Raw genomic sequence first — 11,963 nt, forward strand, 5'->3', positions numbered from 1 at the left:
GAGGGAAATATTGGGGGTGCAAAGGTGCTAAAGCCTTTGTGCCCGCATTTTTTGAGTTTATGGTATAGAGAGATAAAAATCCTTTATAAGGATATTTCCTTGTGCTTGAAGGGGAAGGATCATATAATACTAAAGAACTTAAATACTTTTTACCGTCAGAGCGGATGGTCAAGCAGGAGTGTGGAGGAAAAACATGAAACGCGATAACTATGAGGTGCTCGGGGTCGGGCGGTCAGCTAGCGAACAGGAAATTAAACAAGCTTATAGGAAGTTAGCTCGCCAGTATCACCCTGATGTCAATCCGGGTGATAAGGCTGCGGAGGAAAAATTCAAGGAAGCTGCCGATGCTTATGATGTCCTGAGCGATCCGGAGAAAAGGGCGCGTTATGACCAATTTGGTCATGCTGGAACAGATCCCAACCAAGGTGGTGGATTTGGAGATGCTGGGGGCTTCGGTGATATTTTTGATATGTTTTTTGGCGGTGGTGGCGGGCAACGGCGGGGTGGCCCGCAACGGGGTTCAGATCTGCGCTATGCTATGCCTTTGACCTTTGAAGAGGCAGTATTTGGCGTTGAAAAGGAAATTCAAATTCCGCGGGACGAAACTTGCGTGGATTGTCAGGGTTCTGGTGCAGCACCTGGGACACACCCGACAACGTGTTCACAGTGTCAGGGCAGCGGGCAAGTTAAAGTACTTCAGCGGACGCCTTTTGGTCAAGTTCAAACGGCTCGAACCTGTCCAACCTGTCACGGGGAAGGGCGTACGGTCAGTAGCCCATGCTCGACGTGTCATGGACAAGGAAAAGTTCGCAAGGTCAAAACGATTAAGGTTAGTATTCCACAAGGTTCCGAGGATGGCTTAAACTTGAGGCTCAGCGGAGATGGTGAAGCTGGGGCTAAAGGTGGGCCCTCAGGTGACCTTTATATTGTTTTACAGGTTAAGCCACATAAGTTCTTCGAACGTGATGGAAATGACATTTATTGCGAGATTCCAATCACCTTTATTCATGCTGCCTTGGGTGCAGAGGTCGATGTTCCGACCCTTGACGGGGTGGTTAAGATGAAAATCCCCGAAGGAACACAAACGTCTACGATCTTCAGGCTTAAAGGACATGGCGTGCCGCATCGTCGAGGAAGTGGTCGTGGAGACCAGCATGTTAGGGTTCTTCTGACGACGCCAACCAAGCTAAACGAAAAACAAAAGAAACTCTTGCGTGAATTTGGAGATGAAACCCCGGAACATCAACAAATGGGCAAGAAGTCATTGTTTGAAAAGTTCAAGGAAAACCTTCGCGATGCGATGGGGTAAAAAGGAGACTACGCGATGAATTGGCGTGAAGTGGCGGTAACCGTTTCATCTGAAGGAGAGGAAGCGGTTGCCGACCTTTTTTATCAGTTGGGGTGCCCTGGTGTTAGCGTGGAAGACCCCGAACTCTTGCAGAAGTATGTGGAATCGGGAGCATGGGATTACCATGATTTTGGCGAAGTGGAACTCACAGGAATATCTGTAGTCAAGGGCTATTTCCCAGAACATGAGGAGTTAGCAAGCAAACTTGAGAATCTTGATTTGGGGATCCGAGAACTTGTACAACGTTTTCCAAACTGGGTTGTTCAGGCTAAAGGGGTCTCGCTAAAGGAAGAAGATTGGGCAACCGCGTGGAAGGCTTATTTTAAACCGATTCGTATCGGAAAGAATTTCCTTATTAAACCAACCTGGGAGCAGGCAGAACTTTTACCAGGAGATATTGTTCTGGAACTCGATCCTGGTATGGCGTTTGGTACTGGGACTCATGCTACGACCACGCTGTGTTTGGAAGCGCTGGAAGACATCGTTAAACCGGGACAAACTGTGTTCGATTTGGGGACAGGCTCCGGTATCTTAGCGATTGCAGCCGCAAAACTAGGGGCGAAGGTGGCGGCGGTGGATCTTGATGCGGTTGCAACAAGGGTTGCTCAGGAAAATGTCGACTTGAATCAAGTGAATGATCGAGTAGAGGTTTTGCTTGGGGATTTAGGGACTGTGCTCACGGGACAAGCCGATGTCGTGATTGCCAATATCATTGCAGATATTATTTTAATCCTACTCTCTGATTTGAAACGTATATTACGCCCGGACGGTGAATTTTTAGCCTCGGGCATTATCGAAAATCGAGCTGACGAGGTGGAATTGGGATTAAAGGAAGCTGGGCTTGAAATAATAGAACGTGTTGAAGATTCTGGTTGGATATTATTTCGAGCAAGGTGGGCTAAGCATGAATCGGTTTAAAATTACAGAGCTTGGCAAAGAAGTCTTTTGGTTGCGTGATTCGGAACGTGACCATCTCGTCCGGGTTCTCAGGCTTTCACCTGGAGATTTAATCATTGGTTTTGATAACACCGGGACGGAGTATACCAGTGTTATCCGGAAGATCGAGGACAAAAGCGTAACCTGTCTGATTCTTAGTACGGATCATCCCGATGTGGAGGCCCATACCTCTGTTTACATTGTTGCGGGACTCTCCAAAGGGGAGAAAATGGAATGGGTAATCCAAAAAGGCACCGAACTGGGCATGAAGGGTCTCATCCCATTGCGAGCAAAACGTTCGATCATGCACCTTGAGGGAAGCAAAGCTCAAGAACGGGTCGTTCGTTGGCAAAAAATTGCATCAGAAGCATCGAAACAGTCTCATAGGGTTCAGGAACCCGAAATATTAGCAGTCTGCGATTGGAAAGAACTAGAGAGTCATTTGCCGCAAGGCACCCAGTGGCTTATTCCCTATGAAGAGGAAAAGACTCAGCGTTTAACCACCGTACTTAACACACTAGATTCAGAACGACCTATTGCTATACTTATTGGTCCTGAGGGGGGCTTTGAGTCTGCCGAAGTGGCCTGGGCTCAAGAAAAATTGGGGGCTCAAAGTGTTTCGCTCGGACCGCGAATTCTCCGGACGGAAACGGCTTCCTTGGCAACGCTCACCATGGTTTTGGCCCATTATGGGGATTTAGGCTAGAAGGGACTTGTGTGGCATAGCGCTCAGTGCTTACGACGCAGAGCAAACTAACCGTTCAAGTGACTGGCTTTGGGGAACGGGGTTCCCGCCAGATGGGCCGTCCATGGCCCACTGGCGGCAGCGCACGTCCTGTGCGCTGCCCCGTGTCTGGGGTCGGTCGCTTGAACGGAAGTTTGCTATTCTGCTTACGTAAAGACGTCGCGCTCTGTCACACTGCGTCCCGGGGCCTGGGCCGGGAGGACGGTGGGAACGATGGAGACGGACGGGGGATGGACCGTTTGGGTGGACGGCACATTTCATGTGCACCGTCTGCGTGCAAGTCGTGGGGTCGGTCGCTTGAACGGAAGTTTGCTATTCTGCTTACGTAAAGACGTCGCGCTCTGTCACACTGCGTCCCGGGGCCTGGGCCGAGGGGACGAGGGAACGAAGAACGGGCGGGAGATGGATCGTTTGGGTGGACGGCACATTTCATGTGCACCGTCTGCGTGCAAGTCGTGGGGTCGGTCGCTTGAACGAAAGTTTGCTATTCTGCTTACGTAAAGACGTCGCGCTCTGTTATACTGCGTCCCAGGCTTGGGTCGGGGGACGGTGGGGACAGGGACGGGGATGGACCATTCGGGTGGACGGCACATTTTGTGTGCACCGTCTGCGTGAGGTAGGGGTATGAAGAGTGGACTTTGAAACGTTATTCAAGGATTAAACTCGTTAGTTGTTTTGAAAAAGGGTGGATTTTATATGTCTTGCCAAGTCGAACAAGTCAAAGAACATTTGTCGGTTTGTTTCGTCACTCTTGGTTGTAAAGTAAACCAAACCGAAAGCGAGGCGATGGCCCAGCTATTTCGGGAGGCGGACTATCAGGTGGTCGGTGCTTCAGAGGAAACGGATGTTGTCGTTGTTAATACCTGTACTGTGACGAATACAGGAGATAGTAAATCCCGTCAAGTTATTCGTCGTATGGTGAAGACACATCCGGAGAGTATTGTGGTAGTCATGGGGTGTTATGCGCAAACGGCGCCAGGAGAGGTTCTGGGTATTGAGGGCGTTGATCTGGTTTTGGGAACACAAGATCGGTTGAAGATCTTGGAGTGGATTGAGCGAGTCAAGGAAGAGCAAGATCCTCAGAACGCGGTACATGGAATTAGGGAAGCGAAGGAGTTTGAAGAGCTTCCACAACTTCGTGAAGAACACCGTACTAGAGCGTTTCTAAAGATTCAGGAAGGATGCAATCAATTCTGCACCTATTGTATTATTCCTTATGCTCGAGGTCCGTTGCGGAGTCGCCTCCCTGAGATGGCGATTGCTGAGGCTCGTCGTTTGGTTGAAGCGGGGTATCCGGAAATTGTCCTGACTGGGATTCATACTGGGTTTTATGGACAAGATTTAGAACAAGGTTGGAACTTAGCTCGCCTGGTTCGGGAACTCGTAAAAATTCCCCAGCTTCGCCGATTGCGTTTGAGTTCAATCGAGCCCATGGAATACACTCCTGAGCTGATCGAGAGCATTGTTTCTTCGGATAAGGTCTGTCCTCATTTACATATGCCCTTACAGAGTGGTAGCGATAGGATATTAACTCGCATGCGGCGTCCGTACTCGCTAAGCGAGTATCGTGATTTGCTTGACAGACTGCGTCATCAGATTCCAAACCTTGCAGTCACAACAGATATCATCGCCGGCTTTCCAGGGGAAACGGAAGAGGATCATGCAGCGACTTTAGCTTTTGTGAAGTCCTGCGATTTTTCGGGTATTAATGTTTTTCCATATTCAAAACGGAAGGGAACCCCCGCCGCAGACTATCCTGATCAAGTTTTGAAGAAAGTTAAAGAGCAACGGGTGAAGGATTTATTAGCGGTTGCCCGTGATAGTCAGGATGCGTTTGTTCGTCGTTTTATCGGGAAACCTGTGGAAGTGCTGATCGAATGGATTGATCCTGAGGGAAATGCCATGGGGCATACGCCACATTATCTTCAGGTTCATTTATCGGCTCGTGAGGAAGGACAGGCCTGGGTTTCTAGGCAGTTTGTAACGGTCGTTTTGAAAGAAGAGCATATCAAGGGATTATAAGCGTAAAAAATATTTTTGAATTTAGGAAGTTTAAACACTTCAGTCGAATAAGATAAAGAGGCAAGGAGAATGTAAATGAAGGATTGTATTTTTTGTCAAATTGCTTTGAAAGAGATTCCTAGCGAAATAGCGTACGAAGACGATCAGGTGATTGCATTTAAAGATATTCAACCCTTAGCTCCTGTGCATTTGCTCGTTATTCCCAAGTGCCATTTGTGTAGTATTAATGATGTAACGCCCGAATACGAAGGTCTTATCGGACATACTTTCAGTGTGATCCGTCGGTTGGCTAGTGAGTTCGGAGTGTCGGAATCCGGTTATAGGGTGGTTACGAATACTGGTACCGATGGGGGTCAAATCGTAGGGCATCTCCACTTTCATTTGCTCGGGGGGCAGGCTCTTAATGCCAAGATTGGGTGATTTTTAGGGAGAATGAGTACACGAATGCTGAAGTGAACTTGACGCAACCTACTTCATCCAGTATAATAGTAAAGGTATATTTGTGGATGATCCAGTGGAGGGAGGGATAAGACAATGAGTGAAGTCAAAGTTGGTAAAAACGAATCCCTGGATGCGGCACTCCGCCGGTTCAAGCGTACTTGTCAAAAGGCAGGGGTTAGTGCTGAGGCTCGTAAGCACGAAGCATATGAAAAACCAAGCGTGAAGAAAAAGAAGAAATCTGAAGCTGCACGTAAACGCAAGTTTAAGTAAGGAGTGTCTCGAATTGACCCTGAAGGATCGCCTCGTTGAGGATATGAAGGTTGCCATGAAGGCCAAAGAGGAGGGGAAGGTAAGACTTTCCGTTATCCGAATGGCTAGAGCAGCTATAAAGAATGCTGAGATTGACAAGAAAATTGAATTTAACGATGCTCAAGTCATCGAAGTATTAGCACGCGAACTGAAACTGCGTCGAGATGCGCTTGAAGTTTTTGGGCAAGCGGATCGCCCCGAACAGGTTAAGGCTCTGGAAGAGGAAATGGCTGTTCTAATGGACTACCTTCCTCAACAGCTTTCCGAAGGGGAAATTCGCCAGCTCGTTCAAGAGATCATCGCCACAGTGGGGGCTCAAGGCCCTAAAGACCTCGGTAAAGTCATGGGGGCATTATCCCCTAAGACGAAAGGCCGTGCAGATGGCAAAGTAGTTAATTTGCTTGTACGGGAAATGCTCGGGGCATAATACGCTTACCATGAAAAGGGACTGGGTTGCTAAGGCAGCCCAGTCCCTTTTCATGGTAAGTTTTATTCCTGAAAGAGGAAGAAAAACAATTAGATAACAGGCTTGGACTATTCTTGCTCTTCCCTTCATAAATATCATGTAGAGGGGAGGGGCTTTTTAATGTTCAAGAAATTAAAGAAGAACGTCGGAGATGTTTTGGATTTCCCACCTGATGTGGTGGAAGATGGTCCGAAAATTACGATAACTGGGCGTCAGGAAATTTTGGTTGAAAACTATATTAGCATTTTGGTTTTTTCCGAAGAAGAAATTCGTTTAGAAACCACTCAGGGAGATATCTGTTTTAGGGGAAGGGGACTTGGACTTAAGGTTATTTTATCAACAGAACTACGGATCGAAGGGGAGTTATCATCCTTTTCGTTTGAAGGAGGAGAGATAAAATAATGTTTGAACGATTACGGACGTTTTGGCAAGGACGTATTTTTTTCCTCGCCAGGGGAGATCATTTGCCACAATTTTTAAATCAAGCGTTAAAAGACGGTGTGATTGTGTATCATACTCAAAAATCAGAACGAGGAATGCGTGCGCAGATTAAGTTGGCAGATTTTCGGCGTTTGCGACGGGCTGCGCGCCAAACCCACACACGAGTTCATATTATCGCTAAATATGGTTGGCCTTTTATTGCAATACGTTGGTGGCGTAGAAAGGGACTTTTAGCGGGAATCGCCATGATTGCTTTGACATTAAGCATTTTGTCTCAGCTTGTACTTACGATTTCTGTGTCAGGAAATCGCAATGTTATGACTCCTGAGGTTTTAGAACGAGCAGAAAAACTCGGGCTTAAAACCTTGGCCTATTCGAAACGTTTGGATTTAAATCAGATTGCCAAAGCGCTTCAGGAACAATTGCCGGACGCGGCTTGGATTGGCGTGGAACGAAACGGAACCGCTGTTAGGATCAAGATTTCAGAGAAAATTCGTCCTTCTATACCTAAGGAGGCGGGGAATCTTGTTGCTAGTCATGCTGGACTTGTCAAGGAAATCATGGTCATTCAGGGTACTCCCCAGGTACATGAAGGAGAAATCGTACGAGCGGGGCAGGTCTTGATCACGCAGGCGGCAACACAAGGTCTTACTAGTGCGCCGAATACTTCAAGTCCTGGAACGAATACTCAAAGTGCCAAACCAACTCCTGTGAATTCTGCGGCGAGAGGGTTTGTTCGTGCCAGGGTGTGGTATAGTACGGATAAACAAATCCCTTTGACGGAAGACAAAGTTGAGGAAAGTGGAAAAGTTGCCACAGGATGGGGTATAAAATTCGGTTCACGCGTCATAATGGTAACGACGCAGGATTCTCCGTTTGAGAAGGCTAATAAAGAAGTCGTGAGTCATTCCCTGCCAACCTGGAGGAATTGGAGTTTCCCTGTCGAAGTTATAAGGGTAGACTATAAAGAACTTCATAATGTGCATATCGAACGGTCTGTTGCTGAAGCACGCCAACTTGCTGAACAATCAGCTCGGAATGAAGTCCAGAAGAAAATCACGCCTATGGTTCCGATTGTGGGAGAAAACGTGAAGGTTCTTCCGAACAATCCCGGTGCCGAACGGGTTAGAGTCGAGGTGGAAACATACGAGGATTTGGCGGTGTATGCCAATCCTTAAAGGAATGAAGGATTCTTAAAATTAGTAAACGAGCGAATAGAGGTAAGGTACAGTGAAGTAAGGATGATGGTATTGAAGATCAGAAAGGTCAGAAAGATTTGGGAGGGGCTATCCAGCCGTTTGGATCCGCTTAGACATCACACCAACTGGCTCCGTGCCATTGTTGGGGTGATGTATTTTCTGTTGTTTACAGTGCTATTATCATCAAGCCTATTTGTTGCCAAATTACATTTGGAAGTAGGAGACCCTAGTCCACAACTCATTACAGCGCAGTGGGACAAGGATATTGAGGATACTGAGAAATATACCCAAGACCAGGACGCTGCGGCAAAAGCCGTTCAACCGATGTTTAAGCCTGACGAGGATTATTTGCTCCTGCTCACCAAAGATCTTGGAAAGGCGTTTGCGGCATTTCATGATACAGCGCCGACCACGGCAGAAGAAAGTGCACGAGTCAGTAAACTAAAGCAAACACAACCGTTTTCCGATTTGCCAGAGGGGGTATTTTCCTCATTATTGAAGAGTTCTCCCGATACCCTGAATTTAGCGGAACAGATCGGTAGAGACATTATTTTAAGCAAAGCGCGCAATGCTGATTTAGGAGCTAAATCAGAAGCAGACGTTGCGTTACTTCGTGAAAGAATCACATCAGACCTAAACCAGTCGACGCTACGAGAGGATGTCAAAACATTCCTGAAGGCGTTTGTGGAACAAGAAGTGATCCATCCTACCTTAAAGTTTGATGAACAAACGACGGATAAATTGCGTTCTGCGGCAAGAAGTAGTGTTAAACCGAATGTAATCCGCTACAAGGCCAATCAGAAAATTGTCGGTGCCGGTGAGATAGTTGACGAAAAGATTTATAGGGTATTGGCTGCCTATGGGCTAATTAATAATCGCAACACTTGGAAGGCGGCTTCTGGGATCGCGTTGATGGTCCTCATTGGAATGGGAACTATTATCGCTTATCTGTACCAGAATAAACGGGATATTTTGCGCTCAACCCGTCTTATGGTCCTGATCGGACTGAGCATGAGCTTGGTTTTAGTCATCGGACGCGGGGTGATCGCCTTAAATTTAGGAGGAATTGACTTTAATTCCTTGGCAGGAATGCTTATTCCTGTCGCTTGGGCCACCATGTCGGTAGCTATTTTGGTTGATCTGGGTGTTGCATTATTGATCGCAGTGGTCTTAGCATTTTTTGTAGCGGTATTAGTAGATCCTTCTTTTTCAACCTCATTTGGTCTTCAAACAGGCTTAGTGGCTCTTTTTGGAGGTTTTATTGGGGTTCACAGTGTGTCTCACTTAAGTCAGCGTTCAGACTTGGCGCGTGCTGGACTATTTGTATCTGCGATTAATGTGTTGACGGTAAGCGCAATTGGCTTAACCACAGGAATGCGATTAATGGTTTGGGTTGTAGGTCTGATCCTAGGAATTGTCAACGGAGTAGCGTCTTCGTTTTTAACGGTCGGGGCCTTACATTGGTTTGAGTCGGGATTCCATATTACGTCTTCGGTTCGACTTTTAGAGCTATCTAACCCCAATAGACCGTTATTGAAGCGTTTACTGATGGAGGCACCAGGGACCTACCATCATAGTATTTTAGTAGGTAATCTAGCGGAAGCTGCCGCGGAAGCTGTGCAGGCTGATGCCACGTTAGTAAGGGTTGGGGCTATGTATCATGATATTGGAAAATTGAAACGTCCCTACTTTTTTATTGAAAATCAATTTACCCAAGATAACCCCCATGATAAGATTGCTCCGACCTTAAGCTCACTGATTATCACCTCCCACGTCAAGGATGGGTTGGAGTTGGCGAGGGAAAATAAGCTTCCGCAGCAGATTCAAGATATTATTGCTCAGCACCACGGAGATGGATTAGTTAGCTTCTTTTATCATAAGGCCTTGGAGGAAAATGAAGAAATTCCGGAGGAAGCCTTCCATTATGAAGGGCCTAAACCTCAGACCAAAGAGGCTGCCTTAGTCACTCTGGCTGATAACGTGGAGGCGGCAGTACGGTCAATGAAACAGCCCACGCCAGGGCGCGTTGAGGGATTTGTTCGGAAAATTGTCAAGGATAAGCTTAATGACGGACAGTTAGATCAATGTGACTTGACATTTCAGGACTTAGATAAAATTTCGATGGCCTTTGTTCGTGTTTTGAGCGGGATATTCCACTCCCGCGTTGAATATCCAGAGTTGCCAACTGTACGGGAGAGCGGGAATGTTGTGGCACAGAAGAAACCCATAGAAGATTCTGGTAAAGAGATTGGGGAAGGGACCCAAAAGGAGAAGGAGCCAGAAAACCAGACGACAGAGACTCGATAGATTAGAGTTTGACGCACATATAGGAGACAAGTTCTTGATTTGAAGGGGGGAAAGGGTGGCCTACATTCGTGTTTCGATAGGGATGGGGTTTGCCCGTAAAAACGTGATCTTGGATATTGCCTGGGAAGAAGAGTCTGTTTTACTTGACCATCGTGAGCCGCTTGCCGGTTTATTAAATCGAGCTATTGAGGAAGCCATTCGTCTGTCTGGTGGTCCAGAGGAAGCTGAAGTAAGCCTGATGTTAGTCGATGACCAACGCATTCATGAGCTGAATCGAGAGTATCGAGGAGTGGATCGTCCGACAGATGTGCTTTCGTTTGCCTTGCAAGAAGAAACGGAAGAGGAACCAGATTCTGAGTTTGAAGACGAAATGCTCGGGGATATCGTAATCTCTGCTCAGCGGGCACGGGAGCAAGCTGAGGAATTCGGTCATTCCTTCGAGCGGGAGATTGTTTACCTTGCTGTCCATGGGACACTTCATCTATTAGGGTATGATCATGAAGAAGAACAAGATAAACAAGAGATGCGCAGTAAAGAAGAAGAGGTGATGGCTATACTTAGGTTAGAGAGAGTATAGCCACTAAGGATTCTCGAACGTTACTAAACGGAGGAAAGCATGGGGAGATATCAGAAGCCAGGGTTTTGTCGCAGTTTAAATCAGGCTTGGCGGGGGATGTTATATACCTGGAAAACTCAGGGGCACTTACAGTTTCACGGTATAGCAGGAATTACAGTGTTGTGCTGCGCTTGGTGGAGCGAGGTTTCGAGTTTTGAATGGTTGATTCTTATTTTGGCGATTGGCAGTGTTGTGGGTGCAGAAGTAATGAATACTGCCCTCGAAATTGTGGTAGATATGGTACAACCAAATTTTCATCCTTTGGCGGGTATGGCTAAGGATGTGGCCGCAGGCGCTGTTTTGGTGACTGCGATACAAGCCGTGGTGATTGGCATGATCGTCTTTTTACCACGACTGTTTCGCTTCGCGGGTAAGATCTTTTAGGATAGATAAGGAGTTTTGTGCTTGAATCAGAATCAACCCTCCAAGACGGAAGCAATAGAAGCAGTGCTAGAATTAGAAATCGAGGCAGAGAAGGTGCATGAACTCATGAATCGGGCTCAGGCAGCTTACCGGCAGGCCTATATACCGTACTCACATTACCCAGTAGGAGCTGCGGTGCTTTTTGCATCAGGGGAGATTTATAGCGGATGTAATGTTGAAAATGTGAGCTACGGTTTAACGGTCTGCGCGGAGCGAAATGCAATTTTCCAAGCCGTGGCTCGGGGTGAACGGGAATTGAAAGGAATTGCCATTGCTGTGCCGACAGATGAGTTTCCTTCTCCCTGTGGTGCATGTCGTCAAGTGATCCGCGAGTTTGCAGTGGACTGCCCAGTTATTTTAATTAATGGGCAGGGGCAAACAAAGAAGACTAGCTTGAAGGTGTTATTGCCGGATGCGTTCGTAGGCCTTGTGTGAGGAACTTGTGTCACACAGCGCTCGGTCTTACGACGCAGAGCAAACTAACCGTTCAAGCTCCCGGCTGTGGGGAGCGGGGTTCCCGCCAAAAGCGCCATCCTTGGCGCATTGGCGGCAGTGCACGTCCTGTGCACTGCCCCGTGTTTCGGGTCGGTCGCTTGAACGGAAGTTTGCTGGGCTGCTTACGTAAAGACGTCGTGCTGTGTCACACTGCGTCCTGGGCTTAGGTCGGGAGGACGTGGGGGACGAAGGACGGACGGGAGATGGACCATTTG

16 protein-coding genes are annotated in these 11,963 nt (G+C 47.4%); all 16 read left to right on the plus strand.

The window, feature by feature from the left end; all coding sequences use genetic code 11:
• Positions 1-193 precede the first annotated feature (193 nt).
• Positions 194-1,309, plus strand: coding sequence for a molecular chaperone DnaJ (gene dnaJ, locus E4K68_RS10110; protein ID WP_135378816.1), 1,116 nt, complete (start codon positions 194-196; stop codon positions 1,307-1,309).
• 15 nt (positions 1,310-1,324) lie between these two features.
• A complete protein-coding gene (prmA, locus tag E4K68_RS10115) occupies positions 1,325-2,266 on the plus strand; it encodes a 50S ribosomal protein L11 methyltransferase (RefSeq protein WP_135378817.1) in 942 nt (313 codons plus the stop codon).
• Positions 2,253-2,990, plus strand: coding sequence for a 16S rRNA (uracil(1498)-N(3))-methyltransferase (locus E4K68_RS10120; RefSeq protein WP_135378818.1), 738 nt, complete (start codon positions 2,253-2,255; stop codon positions 2,988-2,990). The genes prmA and E4K68_RS10120 overlap by 14 nt, the downstream gene beginning before the upstream one ends.
• 26 nt (positions 2,991-3,016) lie before the next feature.
• Positions 3,017-3,358, plus strand: a complete 342-nt coding sequence (locus tag E4K68_RS10125; protein ID WP_135378819.1) for a hypothetical protein — start codon at positions 3,017-3,019, stop codon at positions 3,356-3,358.
• Between the two features lie 86 nt (positions 3,359-3,444).
• Positions 3,445-3,657 (plus strand): hypothetical protein, encoded by a 213-nt coding sequence (locus tag E4K68_RS10130; protein WP_135378820.1) that lies wholly within the window; start codon positions 3,445-3,447, stop codon positions 3,655-3,657.
• A 68-nt stretch (positions 3,658-3,725) separates the two neighbouring features.
• A complete protein-coding gene (mtaB, locus tag E4K68_RS10135; RefSeq protein WP_135378821.1) occupies positions 3,726-5,051 on the plus strand; it encodes a tRNA (N(6)-L-threonylcarbamoyladenosine(37)-C(2))-methylthiotransferase MtaB in 1,326 nt (441 codons plus the stop codon).
• 75 nt (positions 5,052-5,126) lie between these two features.
• The gene (locus tag E4K68_RS10140; RefSeq protein ID WP_135378822.1) at positions 5,127-5,471 is read left to right on the plus strand and encodes a histidine triad nucleotide-binding protein; all 345 of its coding nucleotides are present in this window, start codon (positions 5,127-5,129) and stop codon (positions 5,469-5,471) included.
• A 114-nt stretch (positions 5,472-5,585) separates the two neighbouring features.
• Positions 5,586-5,762 (plus strand): 30S ribosomal protein S21, encoded by a 177-nt coding sequence (gene rpsU, locus E4K68_RS10145; RefSeq protein WP_106798030.1) that lies wholly within the window; start codon positions 5,586-5,588, stop codon positions 5,760-5,762.
• Between the two features lie 13 nt (positions 5,763-5,775).
• Positions 5,776-6,228, plus strand: coding sequence for a GatB/YqeY domain-containing protein (locus E4K68_RS10150; RefSeq protein WP_135378823.1), 453 nt, complete (start codon positions 5,776-5,778; stop codon positions 6,226-6,228).
• A gap of 159 nt (positions 6,229-6,387) precedes the next feature.
• A complete protein-coding gene (locus E4K68_RS10155; RefSeq protein ID WP_135378824.1) occupies positions 6,388-6,669 on the plus strand; it encodes a YabP/YqfC family sporulation protein in 282 nt (93 codons plus the stop codon).
• Entirely contained in the window at positions 6,669-7,886 is a 1,218-nt protein-coding gene (locus E4K68_RS10160; protein ID WP_135378825.1) for a sporulation protein YqfD, read from the plus strand. Before E4K68_RS10155 ends, E4K68_RS10160 begins: the two co-directional genes overlap by 1 nt.
• Before the next feature lie 63 nt (positions 7,887-7,949).
• Positions 7,950-10,214: an HDIG domain-containing metalloprotein gene (locus E4K68_RS10165; protein ID WP_135378826.1), complete on the plus strand. Its 2,265-nt coding sequence runs from the start codon at positions 7,950-7,952 to the stop codon at positions 10,212-10,214.
• A gap of 103 nt (positions 10,215-10,317) precedes the next feature.
• Entirely contained in the window at positions 10,318-10,791 is a 474-nt protein-coding gene (gene ybeY / locus E4K68_RS10170; protein ID WP_135379079.1) for an rRNA maturation RNase YbeY, read from the plus strand.
• A gap of 39 nt (positions 10,792-10,830) precedes the next feature.
• A complete protein-coding gene (locus tag E4K68_RS10175; protein WP_135378827.1) occupies positions 10,831-11,214 on the plus strand; it encodes a diacylglycerol kinase family protein in 384 nt (127 codons plus the stop codon).
• 54 nt (positions 11,215-11,268) lie between these two features.
• Positions 11,269-11,688: a cytidine deaminase gene (locus tag E4K68_RS10180; RefSeq protein ID WP_135379080.1), complete on the plus strand. Its 420-nt coding sequence runs from the start codon at positions 11,269-11,271 to the stop codon at positions 11,686-11,688.
• Positions 11,685-11,915, plus strand: a complete 231-nt coding sequence (locus E4K68_RS10185) for a hypothetical protein (protein WP_135378828.1) — start codon at positions 11,685-11,687, stop codon at positions 11,913-11,915. Before E4K68_RS10180 ends, E4K68_RS10185 begins: the two co-directional genes overlap by 4 nt.
• Positions 11,916-11,963: the final 48 nt, after the last annotated feature.

It is taken from the genome of Desulfosporosinus sp. Sb-LF (assembly GCF_004766055.1).
Classification (GTDB): Bacteria; Bacillota; Desulfitobacteriia; order Desulfitobacteriales; family Desulfitobacteriaceae; genus Desulfosporosinus.